Origin of the sequence: Mycobacterium farcinogenes, assembly GCF_019739075.1 — a bacterium.
In the GTDB taxonomy this organism is placed as follows: domain Bacteria; phylum Actinomycetota; class Actinomycetes; order Mycobacteriales; family Mycobacteriaceae; genus Mycobacterium; species Mycobacterium senegalense.
The window spans coordinates 2,203,837-2,221,693 of record NZ_CP081673.1; the positions used below are offsets into that span (position 1 = coordinate 2,203,837).

Below are 17,857 nucleotides of genomic sequence, written 5' to 3' on the forward strand. Positions count from 1 at the left end.
CAATGGCAGCCACACTTCGCGAGCTACGCGGGCGTATCCGCTCCGCCTCGTCGATCAAGAAGATCACGAAGGCCCAGGAGCTGATCGCCACGTCGCGGATCGCCAAGGCACAGGCCCGAGTCGATGCGGCCCGGCCCTACGCCACCGAGATCACCAACATGCTCACCGAGCTGGCCGGGGCCAGCGCGCTGGATCACCCGCTGCTCGTCGAGCGGGAGAACCCCAAGCGCGCCGGCGTGCTGGTGGTGTCCTCGGACCGCGGTCTCTGCGGCGGTTACAACGCCAACGTGCTGCGCCGGGCCGAAGAACTCTTCTCGCTGTTGCGGGAAGAGGGCAAGAACCCGGTGCTCTACGTCGTCGGCCGGAAAGCCCTGGGCTACTACAGCTTCCGGCAGCGGACGGTCACCGAGTCGTGGACCGGCTTCTCCGAGCGGCCCACCTACGAGGACGCCAAGGCGATCGCCGACACCCTGGTGACGGCGTTCATGTCCGGCGCCGACGACGAGGGCGACGACGCGGGAGCCGACGGCATCTTGGGTGTCGACGAACTGCACATCGTCTCCACCGAGTTCCGGTCCATGCTGTCGCAGACCGCCAACGCACTGCGCATCGCACCGATGGTCGTCGAGTACGTCGGTGAGCCCGAAACCGGTCCGCACACGTTGTATTCGTTCGAGCCGAGCGCCGAGACCCTGTTCGACGCGCTGCTGCCGCGCTACATCGCCACCCGCGTGTACGCGGCGCTGCTGGAGGCAGCGGCCTCGGAGTCGGCTTCGCGCCGGCGCGCCATGAAGTCGGCCACCGACAACGCCGACGAACTGATCAAGGGACTCACGCTCGCGGCCAACCGCGAACGTCAGGCACAGATCACTCAGGAAATCAGCGAGATCGTGGGCGGCGCCAACGCGCTGGCCGACGCGCGCTAGCCGGATAAAGACGAAAGCCTCGTAGGAAAGCGAAGAGAGAATGACTGCTACTGCAGAGAAGACGGCGGGCCGCGTAGTCCGCATCACCGGTCCGGTGGTGGACGTGGAGTTCCCGCGCGGCGCGGTGCCCGAACTGTTCAACGCGCTGCACGCCGAGATCAGCTTCGGCGCGCTGGCCAAGACCCTGACGCTCGAGGTTGCCCAGCACCTCGGCGACAACCTGGTGCGCTGCATCTCCATGCAGCCCACCGACGGCCTGGTGCGTGGCGTCGAGGTGTCCGACACCGGCGCCTCGATCTCCGTGCCGGTCGGCGACGGCGTCAAGGGCCACGTGTTCAACGCCCTCGGTGACTGCCTCGACGATCCGGGCTACGGCAAGGACTTCGAGCACTGGTCGATCCACCGCAAGCCGCCGGCCTTCGCCGACCTGGAGCCCCGCACCGAGATGCTGGAGACCGGTCTGAAGGTCGTCGACCTGCTCACCCCGTACGTGCGTGGCGGCAAGATCGCCCTGTTCGGTGGTGCCGGTGTGGGTAAGACGGTTCTGATCCAGGAGATGATCAACCGTATCGCCCGCAACTTCGGTGGTACCTCGGTGTTCGCCGGCGTGGGTGAGCGCACCCGTGAGGGCAACGACCTGTGGGTCGAGCTCGCCGACGCCAACGTGCTCAAGGACACCGCCCTGGTGTTCGGCCAGATGGACGAGCCGCCAGGCACCCGTATGCGTGTCGCGCTGTCGGCCCTGACCATGGCCGAGTTCTTCCGCGACGAGCAGGGCCAGGACGTGCTGCTGTTCATCGACAACATCTTCCGGTTCACCCAGGCCGGTTCCGAGGTGTCGACCCTGCTGGGTCGTATGCCTTCGGCCGTGGGTTACCAGCCGACGCTGGCCGACGAGATGGGCGAGCTGCAGGAGCGCATCACCTCGACCCGAGGCCGCTCCATCACCTCGATGCAGGCCGTGTACGTGCCCGCCGACGACTACACCGACCCGGCGCCGGCCACCACGTTCGCCCACCTGGACGCCACCACCGAGCTCTCGCGTGCGGTGTTCTCCAAGGGCATCTTCCCGGCGGTGGACCCGCTGGCGTCGTCCTCGACGATCCTGCACCCCAGCATCGTCGGCGACGAGCACTACCGCGTCGCCCAGGAAGTCATCCGGATCCTGCAGCGCTACAAGGATCTTCAGGACATCATCGCCATCCTCGGTATCGACGAGCTGTCGGAAGAGGACAAGGTGCTGGTGTACCGCGCCCGTAAGATCGAGCGCTTCCTGAGCCAGAACATGATGGCGGCCGAGCAGTTCACCGGTCAGCCGGGTTCCACCGTGCCGCTCAAGGAGACCATCGAGGCCTTCGACAAGCTGGCCAAGGGCGAGTTCGATCACCTGCCCGAGCAGGCGTTCTTCCTCATCGGTGGTCTGGACGACCTGGCGAAGAAGGCCGAGAGCCTCGGCGCGAAGCTGTGACGGTAGTTCTCCGGCGAAAGGTGGTGTGGAATGGCTGATTTGAACGTCGAGATCGTTGCCGTCGAGCGTGAGCTCTGGTCCGGCACCGCTACGTTCGTCTTCACCCGGACCACCGCTGGTGAGATCGGCATCCTGCCGCGCCACATCCCGTTGGTGGCGCAATTGGTCGACGACGCGATGGTGCGGGTCGAGCGGGAAGGCGACGACGATCTGCGTATCGCCGTCGACGGCGGTTTCCTGTCGGTGACGGAGGAGACGGTTCGGATCCTGGTGGAGAACGCTCAGTTCGAATCCGAGATCGACGCCGACTCGGCAAAGCGGGACTCCGAGTCCGACGACGAGCAGACAGCGGCATGGGGTCGGGCGCGCCTGCGCGCTCTCGGCCAGATCGACTGACGACAGAGACGACAGATGAGCGCGCCCATGATTGTCATGGTCGCGCTCGTCTGCGTTCTGGCCGTGTTGGCCGGCGCGCTGAGTTATCGATTGTGGAAGCTGCGTCAGGTTGGCGGAACAGCCGCCATCCTGCGCGACTTTCCCGCGGACGGCGGTAGCGGTTGGCGTCACGGAGTGATGCGTTATCGCGGCGGGGAGGCCGGTTTCTACCGGCTGTCGAGCATTCGGTGGTGGCCCGACCGGCGTTTGAGCCGGCGCGGGCTGGAAGTGGTGTCACGCCGGGCGCCTCGCGGCGATGAGTTCGACATCATGACCGACGCGACGGTCATTCTCGAACTCCGGGACAACAGTCCGGAACGCCGGCGAGGCTACGAGATCGCCTTGGACCGGGGGGCCCTGACGGCGTTCACCTCCTGGCTTGAATCCCGGCCATCACCCCGGGCCCGGCGGCGAAGTTACTGACCCGTGCCGGGTCTCCAGAGCACATCCCCGTCCGGGTTGGCCACCCGCGACAGAATGAACAGCAGGTCCGAGAGCCGGTTGAGGTACTTCGCCGGCAGGACACTCACAGAATCCCCGTATTCCTGCACCGCAATCCAGGCCGACCGCTCAGCTCTGCGGGTCACTGTCCGTGCGACGTGCAGCAGCGCCGAGAGAGGACTGCCGCCGGGCAGGATGAACGAGTTCAGTGCCGGCAGACCCTCGTTGAACTCGTCGCACCATTTCTCGAGCCGGTCGATGTAGGCCTGCGAGATTCGCAGCGGTGGGTGCTCGGGGTTTTCCACGACCGGCGTGGACAGATCAGCACCCGCATCGAACAGGTCGTTCTGTATCTGCCTGAGTACTGCCAGGATTTGCTGATCGGGTTCGCCGAGGGCAACTGCAACCCCGATGGCGGCGTTGGCTTCGTCACAGTCGGCGTAGGCCGCCAATCGCGAATCATTCTTCGAAACCCGGCTGAAGTCGCTCAGCCCTGTCGTGCCGTCGTCGCCGGTGCGGGTATAGATACGGGTGAGATGAACCGCCATAGCTGAACCGTACCGGGCTCGCGGACGCGGCCGCCGGGCTCGCCGGATCTGTCCGAGCACGCGGAAACTCGACGGCGGGCTGTTTACACTAACCGGCGTGAGCGAGCGTTTCTTGGTGACCGGAGGCAACCGGTTATCAGGCGAAGTTGCCGTCGGTGGCGCGAAGAACAGCGTGCTGAAACTGATGGCGGCGTCGTTGCTGGCTGAGGGCACCAGCACCATCACCAATTGCCCGGACATCCTCGATGTGCCGCTGATGGCCGAGGTCTTGCGAGGGCTGGGTGCCACGGTCGAGCTCGACGGTGACACGGTGCGCATCACGTCGCCCGATGAACCCAAGTACGACGCCGATTTCGCGGCGGTACGTCAGTTCCGCGCTTCGGTGTGTGTGCTGGGACCACTGGTGGGTCGGTGCCGGAAGGCGAAGGTAGCGCTTCCCGGGGGTGACGCCATCGGCTCGCGGCCGCTGGACATGCACCAGGCCGGGCTCCGCCAACTGGGAGCCACCTGCAATATCGAGCACGGTTGTGTGGTGGCCGAAGCCGACCACCTACGGGGAGCCGAGATCCAACTCGAGTTCCCCTCGGTGGGGGCGACCGAGAACATCCTCATGGCCGCGGTGTTGGCCGAGGGGGTCACCACCATCCACAACGCCGCACGTGAGCCCGACATCGTGGACATCTGCGCGATGCTCAACCAGATGGGCGCCAAGGTGAGCGGCGCGGGGACGTCGACGTTGACGATTACCGGCGTCGATCGGCTCTACCCGACCGAACACCGCGTGATCGGTGATCGCATCGTGGCGGCCACGTGGGGGATCGCCGCGGCGATGACCCGCGGCGACATCTCGGTCACCGGCGTGGACCCGCAGCACCTCCAGCTGGTTCTCCACAAGTTGCACGACGCCGGAGCGACCGTGACCCAGAACGATGACGGTTTCCGGGTGGTGCAGTACGAGCGACCCAAAGCGGTGAACGTGGCGACGCTGCCGTTCCCCGGATTCCCGACCGACCTGCAACCGATGGCGATCGGTCTGGCGGCGGTAGCCGACGGCACCTCGATGATCACGGAGAACGTGTTCGAGGCGCGCTTCCGGTTCGTCGAGGAGATGATCCGGTTGGGCGCCGATGCCCGGACGGACGGACATCACGCGGTGGTGCGTGGGATTCCGCAGCTGTCGAGCGCGCCGGTGTGGTCGTCGGACATCCGCGCCGGCGCCGGCCTGGTGCTTGCCGGCCTGGTCGCCGACGGGGAGACCGAGGTTCACGACGTGTTCCACATCGATCGCGGGTACCCGCTGTTCGTGGAAAACCTGTTGAGCCTCGGCGCCGAGATCGAACGCGTAGGCTCGTGAGCGCATGTTTCGAGCCGCCTTTCGGCCTCGAAATCGCGCTGACCAGCCGATTTGACCTTGCGGGCAGGCTCGGGCTAATCTTTTGAAGTCGCCGCGGAGCGGGGAAAACCCCCGGGGCCAGAGCGACTTGACAAGCCAGCCGAGAACGTACTAAGCTGGCGAGGTTGCCTCAGACCGGATGAAATAAGCCAGGATGAAGCAACTTGACTTGCCGGCAAGGTTCCAATTACGCTGGTGAGGTTGACCCAAAACAGGGTGACAAAGCAGAAAAGCCTGTTGTTTGAGAACTCAATAGTGTGTTTGGTGGTTTTTGTTTGTTGTTTTTTGGCCATCTTGGTGGGGGACTCCCCGTCTTCCTGCCACGTGGGATGGTTTGTTTTTTGATGCCAGTTTTTGGTGTCTTTTGTTTGTGATCGGATTTTTCTGATTCGAATTCTGCCTGTCTTTGGATGGGAAGTTTTTGTTTGGAGAGTTTGATCCTGGCTCAGGACGAACGCTGGCGGCGTGCTTAACACATGCAAGTCGAACGGAAAGGCCCTTCGGGGTACTCGAGTGGCGAACGGGTGAGTAACACGTGGGTGATCTGCCCTGCACTTTGGGATAAGCCTGGGAAACTGGGTCTAATACCGGATAGGACCACGCGCTTCATGGTGTGTGGTGGAAAGCTTTTGCGGTGTGGGATGGGCCCGCGGCCTATCAGCTTGTTGGTGGGGTAATGGCCTACCAAGGCGACGACGGGTAGCCGGCCTGAGAGGGTGACCGGCCACACTGGGACTGAGATACGGCCCAGACTCCTACGGGAGGCAGCAGTGGGGAATATTGCACAATGGGCGCAAGCCTGATGCAGCGACGCCGCGTGAGGGATGACGGCCTTCGGGTTGTAAACCTCTTTCAATAGGGACGAAGCGCAAGTGACGGTACCTATAGAAGAAGGACCGGCCAACTACGTGCCAGCAGCCGCGGTAATACGTAGGGTCCGAGCGTTGTCCGGAATTACTGGGCGTAAAGAGCTCGTAGGTGGTTTGTCGCGTTGTTCGTGAAAACTCACAGCTTAACTGTGGGCGTGCGGGCGATACGGGCAGACTAGAGTACTGCAGGGGAGACTGGAATTCCTGGTGTAGCGGTGGAATGCGCAGATATCAGGAGGAACACCGGTGGCGAAGGCGGGTCTCTGGGCAGTAACTGACGCTGAGGAGCGAAAGCGTGGGGAGCGAACAGGATTAGATACCCTGGTAGTCCACGCCGTAAACGGTGGGTACTAGGTGTGGGTTTCCTTCCTTGGGATCCGTGCCGTAGCTAACGCATTAAGTACCCCGCCTGGGGAGTACGGCCGCAAGGCTAAAACTCAAAGGAATTGACGGGGGCCCGCACAAGCGGCGGAGCATGTGGATTAATTCGATGCAACGCGAAGAACCTTACCTGGGTTTGACATGCACAGGACGCCAGTAGAGATATTGGTTCCCTTGTGGCCTGTGTGCAGGTGGTGCATGGCTGTCGTCAGCTCGTGTCGTGAGATGTTGGGTTAAGTCCCGCAACGAGCGCAACCCTTGTCTCATGTTGCCAGCACGTTATGGTGGGGACTCGTGAGAGACTGCCGGGGTCAACTCGGAGGAAGGTGGGGATGACGTCAAGTCATCATGCCCCTTATGTCCAGGGCTTCACACATGCTACAATGGCCGGTACAAAGGGCTGCGATGCCGTGAGGTGGAGCGAATCCTTTCAAAGCCGGTCTCAGTTCGGATCGGGGTCTGCAACTCGACCCCGTGAAGTCGGAGTCGCTAGTAATCGCAGATCAGCAACGCTGCGGTGAATACGTTCCCGGGCCTTGTACACACCGCCCGTCACGTCATGAAAGTCGGTAACACCCGAAGCCGGTGGCCTAACCCTTGTGGAGGGAGCCGTCGAAGGTGGGATCGGCGATTGGGACGAAGTCGTAACAAGGTAGCCGTACCGGAAGGTGCGGCTGGATCACCTCCTTTCTAAGGAGCACCACGAAAAGGGTTGAGACACTGGGTCTTACCCGAGCCGTGAGGAGTCTGTGCGCTGTAGTGGCGCCGGCTTGGTGCACAACAAACTTCTATGACTGCCAGACACACTATTGGGCTTTGAGACAACAGGCCCGTGCCCCTTTTCGGGGGGTGGCATCCGGTTGCGGGTGTCGGCGTGTTGTTGCTCCGCTTTGGTGGTGGGGTGTGGTGTTTGAATTGTGGATAGTGGTTGCGAGCATCTAGCACGCAGAGTGTGGCGCCGGCCTTCGGGTGGGTGTCGCTTTTGTGTGTTGATGTGCAATTTCTTTTGAAACTCATTTTTGGTTTTTGTGTTGTAAGTGTTTAAGGGCGCATGGTGGATGCCTTGGCACTGGGAGCCGATGAAGGACGTTGGAGGCTGCGATATGCCTCGGGGAGCTGCCAACCGAGCGTTGATCCGAGGATGTCCGAATGGGGAAACCCGGCACGAGTGATGTCGTGTCACCCTGCACTGAATACATAGGTGTAGGGAGGGAACGCGGGGAAGTGAAACATCTCAGTACCCGTAGGAAGAGAAAACAAAATGTGATTCCGTGAGTAGTGGCGAGCGAAAGCGGAGGATGGCTAAACCGTATGCATGTGATACCGGGTAGGGGTTGTGTGTGCGGGGTTGTGGGACCTGTTTTTCCAGCTCTACCTGGCTGGAGGGTAGTGAGAAAATGTTGTGGTTAGCGGAAGTGGTTTGGGATGACCTGCCGTAGACGGTGAGAGCCCGGTACGTGAAAACCTGACATCTACCTTAATGGTGTTCCCGAGTAGCAGCGGGCCCGTGAAATCTGCTGTGAATCTGCCGGGACCACCCGGTAAGCCTGAATACTTCCCAGTGACCGATAGCGGATTAGTACCGTGAGGGAATGGTGAAAAGTACCCCGGGAGGGGAGTGAAATAGTACCTGAAACCGTGCGCTTACAATCCGTCAGAGCCCTCCTTCGTGGTGGGGTGATGGCGTGCCTTTTGAAGAATGAGCCTGCGAGTCAGGGACATGTCGCGAGGTTAACCCGGGTGGGGTAGCCGCAGCGAAAGCGAGTCTGAATAGGGCGTATCCGCACAGTAGTGTGTGGTGTAGTGGTGTGTTCTGGACCCGAAGCGGAGTGATCTACCCATGGCCAGGGTGAAGCGCGGGTAAGACCGCGTGGAGGCCCGAACCCACTTAGGTTGAAGACTGAGGGGATGAGCTGTGGGTAGGGGTGAAAGGCCAATCAAACTCCGTGATAGCTGGTTCTCCCCGAAATGCATTTAGGTGCAGCGTCACATGTTTCTTGTTGGAGGTAGAGCTACTGGATGGCCGATGGGCCCCACAGGGTTACTGACGTCAGCCAAACTCCGAATGCCGACAAGTCCAAGAGTGTGGCAGTGAGACGGCGGGGGATAAGCTCCGTGCGTCGAGAGGGAAACAGCCCAGATCGCCGGCTAAGGCCCCTAAGCGTGTGCTAAGTGGAAAAGGATGTGCAGTCGCGAAGACAACCAGGAGGTTGGCTTAGAAGCAGCCACCCTTGAAAGAGTGCGTAATAGCTCACTGGTCAAGTGATTGTGCGCCGATAATGTAGCGGGGCTCAAGCACACCGCCGAAGCCGCGGCAGCCATTTATGGCTGGGTAGGGGAGCGTCCTGCATCCGGTGAAGCAGCAGAGTGATCTAGCTGTGGAGGGTGTGGGAGTGAGAATGCAGGCATGAGTAGCGAATAGGCAAGTGAGAACCTTGCCCGCCGAAAGACCAAGGGTTCCTGGGCCAGGCCAGTCCTCCCAGGGTGAGTCGGGACCTAAGGCGAGGCCGACAGGCGTAGTCGATGGACAACGGGTTGATATTCCCGTACCCGTGTATGTGCGTCCCTGATGAATCCATTGTGCTAACCATCCAAAACCACCGTGACCAATCCCTTCGGGGTGCGGCGTTGGTGGGGCTGCGTGGGACCCCGGTGGGTAGTAGTCAAGCGATGGGGTGACGCAGGAAGGTAGCCGTACCAGTCAGTGGTTGTACTGGGGTAAGCCGGTAGGGCGAAACGTAGGCAAATCCGCGTTTCATACAGCCTGAGAGGTGATGCATAGCCGTTTGAGGCGAATTCGGTGATCCTATGCTGCCAAGAAAAGCCTCTAGCGAGGACATACACGGCCCGTACCCCAAACCAACACAGGTGGTCAGGTAGAGAATACTAAGGCGTACGAGTGAACTATGGTTAAGGAACTCGGCAAAATGCCCCCGTAACTTCGGGAGAAGGGGGACCCCCATATCGTCAAGGCTCTTGCGGCCGGCAGCGGGAGGGGGTGGCACAAACCAGTGAGAAGCGACTGTTTACTAAAAACACAGGTCCGTGCGAAGTCGCAAGACGATGTATACGGACTGACGCCTGCCCGGTGCTGGAAGGTTAAGAGGACCTGTTAACCCTTCGGGGTGAAGCAGAGAATTTAAGCCCCAGTAAACGGCGGTGGTAACTATAACCATCCTAAGGTAGCGAAATTCCTTGTCGGGTAAGTTCCGACCTGCACGAATGGCGTAACGACTTCTCAACTGTCTCAACCATAGACTCGGCGAAATTGCACTACGAGTAAAGATGCTCGTTACGCGCGGCAGGACGAAAAGACCCCGGGACCTTCACTACAACTTGGTATTGGTGCTCGATACGGTTTGTGTAGGATAGGTGGGAGACTGTGAAGCTCACACGCCAGTGTGGGTGGAGTCGTTGTTGAAATACCACTCTGATCGTATTGGGCCTCTAACCTCGGACCGTATATCCGGTTCAGGGACAGTGCCTGGTGGGTAGTTTAACTGGGGCGGTTGCCTCCCAAAATGTAACGGAGGCGCCCAAAGGTTCCCTCAACCTGGACGGCAATCAGGTGTTGAGTGTAAGTGCACAAGGGAGCTTGACTGCGAGACGTACATGTCGAGCAGGGACGAAAGTCGGGACTAGTGATCCGGCACCTCTGAGTGGAAGGGGTGTCGCTCAACGGATAAAAGGTACCCCGGGGATAACAGGCTGATCTTCCCCAAGAGTCCATATCGACGGGATGGTTTGGCACCTCGATGTCGGCTCGTCGCATCCTGGGGCTGGAGCAGGTCCCAAGGGTTGGGCTGTTCGCCCATTAAAGCGGCACGCGAGCTGGGTTTAGAACGTCGTGAGACAGTTCGGTCTCTATCCGCCGCGCGCGTCAGAAGCTTGAGGAAATCTGTCCCTAGTACGAGAGGACCGGGACGGACGAACCTCTGGTATACCAGTTGTTCCACCAGGAGCACCGCTGGATAGCCACGTTCGGACAGGATAACCGCTGAAAGCATCTAAGCGGGAAACCCCCTCCAAGACCAGGCTTCTCACCCTTTTAGAGGGATAAGGCCCCCCGCAGACCACGGGATTGATAGACCAGACCTGGAAGCCCAGCAATGGGTGCAGGGAACTGGCACTAACCGGCCGAAAACTTACAACAACCCACAAACACCAACTGTGTGGGTTTCAGTAAGAACACACATCTGTCTCGCAACCACAATCCATAAACACCCACACACCTTGTGTCTGGAGTGCACCGCACCCCACCACCAAAACACAAAGGTTTACACTCAAAAACGAGTGAATAAAGTTACGGCGGTCCATAGCGGCAGGGAAACGCCCGGTCCCATCCCGAACCCGGAAGCTAAGCCTGCCAGCGCCGATGATACTACCCACACGGGTGGAAAAGTAGGACACCGCCGAACACACATTAAGACCCGAGCCCTCCAATCACCGATTGGAGGGCTCGGGCATTTGTGTATGGGAGGCGTTTTCAACTCCGTCGAACGAATTGAGAAACGCCCCTATTTCTTCAGTTGAATAGAGCCGGCGTCGTTCGGCTTCTCTCCAATTCCAACAACATCCGCTTGCGGTCCAGGCCGCCGCCGTAACCGGTGAGGCTGCCATTCGCTCCGATCACCCGATGGCACGGGACGATGATGCCGATCGGGTTGTGCCCGTTCGCCAGGCCGACTGCCCGGAAGGCGCTCGGTGATCCGATCTGCCGGGCGATCTCTCCGTACGAGCAGGTTTCTCCGTAGGGAATGGCCTGCAGGGCCTGCCACACGCGGCGCTGGAACTGTGTTCCCACCATGTCGAGTTCGAGGTCGAATTCGGTGCGTTCGCCGACAAAATACTCCGACAGTTGCTCGACGGCTTCGCCGAACGCGGTGTCGTCGGCTTGCCAGCCTTCGCGACTCGGCTCATAGGTCTGGTCGACCATCCGCAGGTGCATCAGCTTTCCGTCCCGGCCTGCGAGCGTAAGGAGGCCGACTGGACTGTCCATGGTGCGGTATTGCAGCGTCATGACTTCTCCTGTCGATCGTGCGGGGGCCACCGGTTCACCGCGTGGTCCAGTGTGGTCCAAAGATGTTGTGCCGCGTACGCCCGCCACGGCCGCCATCGCGTGCTGTGTTCGACCAGCCCGTCCGGTGCGAGGCCGAGGTGCTCGGCAGCCGCGCGGACACCAAGATCGGTCGCCGGGAAGGCGTCTGGATCGCCGAGCCCGCGCATGGCGATCACCTCCGTGGTCCATGGCCCCACCCCGGGTAACGCGAGCAGCTGTTCGCGGGCTTGCTCCCAATCGCACCCGGGATCGAGGGTCAGGTCGCCGGCAGCGATGGCGGCTACCAAAGCTGTGACGGTCCGCTTCCTGGATGCCGGCATCGCCAGGTCATCGGGATCGAGGCCGGCGAGCTCGGCGGTGCTCGGAAAGGCATGTGTAAGACCTCCGCCCTCGTCGGAGATCGCGTTTCCGTGGCGGGCGACGAGGCGGCCGACGTGGGTGCCTGCCGCCTTGATCGAGACCTGTTGCCCGATCACCACTCTGAGTGCGAGTTCGGCTTCGTCGACGGTGCGTGGAATGCGTTGCCCGGGTGCCTTCGCCACCACGGCCGCGAGGTGAACGTCATCCTGGAGCGCATCGATGACGGCTTCGGGATCGGCGTCGAGATCGAGCAGGCGCCGGCATCGGGCGATGGCGGCCGCCAGATCGCGGAAGTCGTCGAGCACCAACTGGCAGCGGACATGATCGGGATGAGGCGTCAGGCCCACCACGCCGTACCCGTGCGGCAGCCGCAGGGTGCGCCGGTACTCGCCGTCGCGGACCTCCTCGACTCCCGGCACCGCGCTGGCCGCCAGATGGCCGAACATGCCCTCGTATGCGAACGGGGTGCGCACCGGCAGTCGCAGGGACAGGACGCCGGGAGCAGGAGCATCGGAGGAGAACCGGGCGCGCGCCCGGACGCGCAGCTGGGTCGGCGTCAGATCGCACACTGCGCGTACGGTGTCGTTGAACTGTCTGATGCTGGCGAACCCCGCGGCGAACGCCACGTCGCCGAACGGCAGTTCGGTGGTCTCGATCAATACGCGGGCGGTCTGGGTACGTTGCGCCCGCGCCAGGGCCAGCGGATTCGCGCCGAGTTCGGCCTGCAAGATGCGCTGCAACTGCCGACTGGTGTACCCGACGCGGGCGGCCAGTCCGGTCACGCCTTCGCGGTCCACGGTGCCATCGGCGATCAGCCGCATGCAGCGCGCGACGATATCGCCGCGCACGTTCCATTCAGGCGAGCCAGGCGAGGCGTCGGGGCGGCAGCGCTTGCACGCCCGGAAGCCGGCGGCTTGCGCGGCGGCGGCGGTCGGGTAGAAACGCATGTTGCGGGCGAACGGCGGCCGCACCGGGCAACTGGGGCGGCAGTAGATACCCGTGGTGAGCACCGCGGTGACGAACCAGCCGTCAAACCGTGCGTCCTTTGACTGGACTGCCCGGTAGCAGCGGTCGAAATCCTCGTGCATGCGCTCAACGATGGCACGGCAACCGGCGCTTCACTAGCGGAAAAACGACATGGTCGTGCGAATGCGTACCTCCTCCGGCGCTCAGACCGGCACGGCCACCTGTGTCGGTTCGCCGAGTCCGCGCAGGGTCACGGATTCACCCAGAGACCAACGGGCCCTCTCGGTTTCGGAGGCATTGGCGATCGTGTCCGATGAAGCGACCAGATGCCCGGGCACTTGCTTGGAGAAGTCGCACAGCCGCGCTGCCTCGTTGACCGGTTCTCCGATCACGGTGTATTCGAAGCGTTGCTTGGCCCCGACGTTGCCCGCCACCACCTGGCCGGCGGCCACCCCGATACCCGCGTTGAGCTCGGGCACTTCCGCTCGTAGCCGCCGGGCAATCGCCCGTGCGGCGGCCAACGCCTCATCCTCGGCATTGGGCAGCGAGACCGGTGCGCCGAACACCGCCAGGATCGCGTCCCCCTCGAACTTGTTGACCAGCCCGCGGTGGTTGTCGATCTCGTCGACGATGACCGCGAAGAAACGGTTGAGCAGATCGACCACCTCGACCGCGGGCCGCGTGGTGACCAACTGCGTCGAGCCGATGACGTCCACGAAAATCACGGCGGCATGGCGTTCCTCGCCGCCGAGCACGGGCTTCTCCTGCTCGGCCAGCGCTGCGACTTCACGACCGACGTGACGGCCGAACAGGTCTCGGACCCGTTCGCGCTCGCGCAGACCGTTCACCATCGAGTTGAATCCGCGCTGTAGCTGGCCGAGTTCGGTGCCGTCGAACACCACCAGGTTGGTATCGAGATCACCTTTCTCGACACGATTGAGCGCGGCCCGCACCACGCGGATCGGGGTTGCGGTCAGGTAGGACAGGATCCACATCAGCAAGAAACCGAATATCAAGGCGAATGAGCCGAGACCGATGACGGCGTAAGCGAATTGGGTCGGCGTCAGATTGTTCAGCGTCACGGAGAACATCGCCGCCAACATGATTCCCACGATCGGAACCCCCGAGCTCAGGGCCCACACCACCATGGTGCGGCCCATGATGCCCGGAGCCAGCCGGATCGGCGGCGGGCCTGCCTCCAGAGCTTGCGCAGCGACCGGTCGAAGTGCGAACTCGGTGAACAGATGACAGCTGACCGACACCACGATGCCGGGAAAACTGATCCCCAGTAAGAACTTCGGGATGTAGTTGGTGTCCACCAGACCGTAGAGCGTCGTCAAAAGCGCGGTGCCCACACCCCAGAGGACCAGCAGCACGCGGGTCAGCCGGAACGGGGCGAGGAAGGTGTTGCGCTGATCGGCGACGGTTGGCGGGCGTTCTTCGATGGCCCAGCGCACGTTGTCGATCACCCGGGTGGTCGCCCAGAACACTCCCACGATCAATGCCGTGGCGATGTAGACCGGGGCCACGATGAAGGTGATCCAGCGGACCGAAGGATCGAACACATACGGCGAGGGGAACAGCACCGTGACGATGAACATCGAGATGCCGATGCCGAGCAGGTTCCCCAGGATCACGAACGTCGTCAGGATGGCCTGGATGCGCACCCGGCGGCGGCGCTGGCTTTCCGATACCCGGCCCAGCACCCACGAACCGTATTCCGGGGTGGTCGCCGGGAGCCGGCTGCTCTGGCGGGTGACACCTTCAAGGACTCGGCCCAGCCGTCGTGCCAGCGATTTGTCGGAGTTCATTGTGGCGCCAGCCTAGTTCGTCCGGGGATGCCCTTAAGGTGGTTCGGGTGCGCCTCGTGATTGCCCAGTGCACCGTCGACTACGTCGGGCGGCTGACCGCCCATCTACCTTCGGCCCGCAGGCTGTTGTTGTTCAAGTCCGACGGTTCGGTCAGTGTCCATGCCGACGATCGCGCCTACAAGCCGCTGAACTGGATGAGTCCGCCCTGCTGGCTCACCGAGAGCGACAGCGACGGTGTGCCGGTGTGGGTGGTCGAGAACAAGGCCGGTGAACAGTTGCGGATCACGGTCGAGGACGTCGAGCACGATTCCAGCCATGAGCTGGGCGTCGATCCGGGCTTGGTGAAGGACGGCGTGGAGGCGCATCTGCAAGTCCTGCTGGCCGAGCACGTCGAGTTGCTGGGTGCCGGTTACACCTTGGTGCGCCGGGAATACCCCACCGCGATCGGCCCGGTCGACCTCATGTGCCGGGATGAGCTCGGCCGCTCGGTGGCCGTGGAGATCAAACGCCGCGGGGAGATCGACGGCGTCGAACAGCTGACGCGCTACCTCGAACTGCTCAACCGCGACACCGTGCTGGCTCCGGTGACGGGCGTGTTCGCCGCCCAACAGATCAAGCCGCAGGCCCGAACGCTGGCTACTGACCGTGGAATCCGCTGCGTGACATTGGATTACGATCAGATGCGGGGCATGGACAGCGACGAGTATCGGCTGTTCTGAGATGCGTCGTCGGCCCCGTGAACACCGCCGGTTGGCGCCGTTGCCGCCGTCGCGACGAGTCGAGACGGGGCCTGACGGCTACGACTACGAAGTGCGGACAGTGGCCGCGTCGCGTGCGGTGAAGGTTTATCGATGCCCCGGATGCGACCAAGAGATCCGCGTGGCCACCGCGCACGTGGTGGTGCTGCCGATCGACGTCGGCGACGTCGACGACCGCAGGCACTGGCACACCGGCTGCTGGGCGAACCGGACCAATCGGCGCCCGACGAGAAAGTGGTCCTGAGCGGTCAGTGCTCGTCTGCGGAGGGTTCCACCAGCTCGATCAGCACGCCGCCGGCGTCCTTGGGGTGGATGAAATTGATGCGCGAGTTCGCGGTGCCCTTGCGGGGGGCGTCGTAGAGGAGCCGAACACCTTGACTGCGCAGGCGCTCACTGAGCGCGTCGATGTCACTGGTCCGATAGGCCAGCTGCTGCAGGCCGGGGCCGCTGCGGTCGATGAACTTGGCAATCGTCGACTGCTCGTTCAACGGCGCCAACAGCTGGATCTGGGCGCTGCCCTTGGCGGCGCCGCGCACCGAGAGCATCGCCTCGCGGACGCCCTGCTCCTCGTTGACCTCCTCGTGGAGCACGATCATGCCGAGATGGTCGTGGTACCACTTCGCGGCGGCATCGAGATCGGGAACCGCGATTCCGACGTGATCGATCGCCGTCACCAGTGCGGAAGCGAGCGCGGGACGGGCATCAACCTGATCGGCGGTCATAACGCAACGGTAACCTTTCCTTGAACGTTCGCGTATGTGTGATCGGCCACACAGATTTACTGAGTACCCACTGGAGGTAGGAATGACAACGTCGGTGATCGTTGCTGGAGCGCGTACTCCGGTGGGCAAGTTGATGGGCTCGCTCAAAGACTTCTCGGGCAGTGATCTGGGCGCGATCGCGATCCGTGGCGCGCTGGAGAAGGCGAAGGTCGACGCTTCGCTGGTGGACTACGTGATCATGGGTCAGGTGCTGACCGCGGGCGCCGGCCAGATGCCGGCGCGCCAGTCGGCGGTCGCCGCGGGCATTCCCTGGGATGTGCCTGCGCTGAGCATCAACAAGATGTGCCTGTCGGGCATCGACGCGATCGCCCTGGCCGATCAGCTGATCCGGGCCGGTGAGTTCGAGGTGGTGGTCGCCGGTGGTCAGGAGTCGATGAGCCAGGCCCCGCACCTGCTGCCCAAGAGCCGCGAGGGCTACAAGTACGGCGATGCGACGCTGGTGGACCACCTGGCCTACGACGGCCTGCACGACGTGTTCACCGACCAGCCGATGGGTGCGCTGACCGAGCAGCGCAATGAGACCGACAAGTTCACCCGCGCAGAGCAGGACGAGTTCGCAGCCCAGTCGCACCAGAAGGCCGCCGCGGCATGGAAAGACGGGGTGTACGCCGACGAGGTGGTGCCGGTGTCGATCCCGCAGCGCAAGGGCGACCCGATCGAGTTCACCGAGGACGAGGGCATCCGCGCCAACACCACCGCCGAGTCGCTCGGTGGTCTGCGCCCGGCCTTCCGCAAGGACGGCACCATCACCGCCGGTTCGTCGTCACAGATCTCCGACGGTGCGGCCGCGGTCGTGGTGATGAGCAAGGCCAAGGCGCAGGAACTGGGTCTTGACTGGCTGTGTGAGATCGGTGCGCACGGTGTGGTCGCCGGGCCGGACTCCACGCTGCAGAGCCAGCCGGCCAACGCGATCAAGAAGGCTATCGAGCGTGAGGGCATCAGTGTCGATCAGTTGGACATCCTGGAGATCAACGAGGCGTTCGCTGCGGTGTCGCTGGCCTCGACCAAGGAGTTGGGCGTCGACCCGGCGAAGGTGAACGTCAACGGTGGTGCCATCGCGATCGGCCACCCGATCGGTATGTCGGGCGCGCGCATCACGCTGCACGCCGCGCTGGAGCTGGCCCGCAAGGGTTCCGGCTACGCGGTCGCCGCGCTCTGTGGTGCCGGTGGCCAGGGCGATGCGCTGATCCTGCGTCGCTGACAGCTAATCGACGACGCTTACCAACGACGCTGCGTAGTAGCTGGCCGTCGGCTGCGGCACAATGGCGGCCATGACACGCTCCTTCGACCTGCGTACGGTTGCCGGCTGGTTCCGGCTCATCGCCCTTGCAGAGGCGGTCAGCTGGGCCGGCCTGCTGGTAGGCATGTACTTCAAGTACCTGGGCACTCCGCGCACCGAGATCGGGGTCAAGGTGTTCGGGCCGATCCACGGGGGCGTCTTCGTCGCCTTCGTGGTGGCTGCGGTGTTGGTCGGATGGGCCCACAAGTGGGGCGTCGGTACCTGGATCCTGGCTTTGCTGGCCAGCATCGTGCCATTGGGCAGTGTGATCTTTGTCATGTGGGCTGATCGCACCGCCCGACTGGGCTCCGGGGAGCAACCGGCTGCCGCCTCGGCGCTGGTGTCGCAACCGGGCGACGCCGTGTCCGAAACGACGTGACA

Annotated in this window: 14 protein-coding genes and 3 rRNA genes; 12 read left to right on the forward strand and 5 right to left on the reverse strand. The window is 62.8% G+C overall.

Annotated features, from left to right (window positions below):
* Positions 1-2 precede the first annotated feature (2 nt).
* The 4 genes from K6L26_RS10450 to K6L26_RS10465 are packed head-to-tail and all read left to right on the forward strand — an operon-like array spanning position 3 to position 3,252.
* Entirely contained in the window at positions 3-926 is a 924-nt protein-coding gene (locus tag K6L26_RS10450) for a F0F1 ATP synthase subunit gamma (protein ID WP_019345004.1), read from the forward strand.
* Between the two features lie 40 nt (positions 927-966).
* Positions 967-2,394, forward strand: coding sequence for a F0F1 ATP synthase subunit beta (gene atpD / locus K6L26_RS10455; RefSeq protein ID WP_036394998.1), 1,428 nt, complete (start codon positions 967-969; stop codon positions 2,392-2,394).
* 30 nt (positions 2,395-2,424) lie between these two features.
* Complete coding sequence (locus tag K6L26_RS10460) at positions 2,425-2,790, forward strand: F0F1 ATP synthase subunit epsilon (protein ID WP_019345002.1); 366 nt, start codon at positions 2,425-2,427, stop codon at positions 2,788-2,790.
* A 15-nt stretch (positions 2,791-2,805) separates the two neighbouring features.
* Entirely contained in the window at positions 2,806-3,252 is a 447-nt protein-coding gene (locus K6L26_RS10465; RefSeq protein ID WP_036395001.1) for a DUF2550 domain-containing protein, read from the forward strand.
* On the opposite strand, the gene K6L26_RS10470 is transcribed toward K6L26_RS10465, so the two are convergent.
* On the reverse strand, positions 3,246-3,818 hold the full coding sequence (locus K6L26_RS10470; protein WP_076211818.1) for a cob(I)yrinic acid a,c-diamide adenosyltransferase: 573 nt from the start codon (positions 3,816-3,818) through the stop codon (positions 3,246-3,248). The genes K6L26_RS10465 and K6L26_RS10470 overlap by 7 nt on opposite strands.
* Positions 3,819-3,915: 97 nt before the next feature.
* On the opposite strand from K6L26_RS10470, the gene murA reads away from it, so the two are divergent.
* From murA to rrf, 4 genes are all read left to right on the forward strand, one after another.
* Complete coding sequence (murA, locus tag K6L26_RS10475) at positions 3,916-5,172, forward strand: UDP-N-acetylglucosamine 1-carboxyvinyltransferase (RefSeq protein ID WP_019344999.1); 1,257 nt, start codon at positions 3,916-3,918, stop codon at positions 5,170-5,172.
* A 461-nt stretch (positions 5,173-5,633) separates the two neighbouring features.
* A 16S ribosomal RNA gene (locus K6L26_RS10480) occupies positions 5,634-7,151 on the forward strand.
* A 341-nt stretch (positions 7,152-7,492) separates the two neighbouring features.
* A 23S ribosomal RNA gene (locus tag K6L26_RS10485) occupies positions 7,493-10,614 on the forward strand.
* Positions 10,615-10,765: 151 nt separating this feature from the next.
* Positions 10,766-10,879 (forward strand): 5S ribosomal RNA (gene rrf, locus K6L26_RS10490).
* The 16S, 23S and 5S rRNA genes sit together here, the layout of an rRNA operon.
* Before the next feature lie 107 nt (positions 10,880-10,986).
* Here the strand turns inward: rrf and K6L26_RS10495 are convergent.
* The 3 genes from K6L26_RS10495 to K6L26_RS10505 form a co-directional block, all read right to left on the reverse strand.
* Positions 10,987-11,481 (reverse strand): methylated-DNA--[protein]-cysteine S-methyltransferase, encoded by a 495-nt coding sequence (locus K6L26_RS10495; protein WP_221853093.1) that lies wholly within the window; start codon positions 11,479-11,481, stop codon positions 10,987-10,989.
* Complete coding sequence (locus tag K6L26_RS10500; RefSeq protein WP_221853094.1) at positions 11,478-12,968, reverse strand: DNA-3-methyladenine glycosylase 2 family protein; 1,491 nt, start codon at positions 12,966-12,968, stop codon at positions 11,478-11,480. The genes K6L26_RS10495 and K6L26_RS10500 overlap by 4 nt, the downstream gene beginning before the upstream one ends.
* Positions 12,969-13,049: 81 nt before the next feature.
* The gene (locus tag K6L26_RS10505; protein ID WP_019343272.1) at positions 13,050-14,657 is read right to left on the reverse strand and encodes an adenylate/guanylate cyclase domain-containing protein; all 1,608 of its coding nucleotides are present in this window, start codon (positions 14,655-14,657) and stop codon (positions 13,050-13,052) included.
* A 47-nt stretch (positions 14,658-14,704) separates the two neighbouring features.
* Between K6L26_RS10505 and nucS the strand changes: the two genes are divergently transcribed.
* Entirely contained in the window at positions 14,705-15,376 is a 672-nt protein-coding gene (gene nucS, locus K6L26_RS10510; RefSeq protein WP_036393080.1) for an endonuclease NucS, read from the forward strand.
* 1 nt (position 15,377) lies between these two features.
* Entirely contained in the window at positions 15,378-15,659 is a 282-nt protein-coding gene (locus K6L26_RS10515; RefSeq protein WP_221853095.1) for an Rv1322 family protein, read from the forward strand.
* Positions 15,660-15,663: 4 nt separating this feature from the next.
* On the opposite strand, the gene mce is transcribed toward K6L26_RS10515, so the two are convergent.
* Positions 15,664-16,137 carry a methylmalonyl-CoA epimerase gene (gene mce / locus K6L26_RS10520; RefSeq protein ID WP_019343275.1) on the reverse strand — a complete coding sequence of 158 codons (474 nt, stop codon included), beginning with the start codon at positions 16,135-16,137 and terminating at the stop codon, positions 15,664-15,666.
* A gap of 82 nt (positions 16,138-16,219) precedes the next feature.
* Between mce and K6L26_RS10525 the strand changes: the two genes are divergently transcribed.
* Together K6L26_RS10525 and K6L26_RS10530 are read left to right on the forward strand one after the other, a co-directional pair.
* A complete protein-coding gene (locus tag K6L26_RS10525; protein WP_221853096.1) occupies positions 16,220-17,398 on the forward strand; it encodes an acetyl-CoA C-acetyltransferase in 1,179 nt (392 codons plus the stop codon).
* Between the two features lie 61 nt (positions 17,399-17,459).
* Positions 17,460-17,855, forward strand: a complete 396-nt coding sequence (locus K6L26_RS10530; RefSeq protein ID WP_019343277.1) for a DUF3817 domain-containing protein — start codon at positions 17,460-17,462, stop codon at positions 17,853-17,855.
* Positions 17,856-17,857 lie beyond the last annotated feature (2 nt).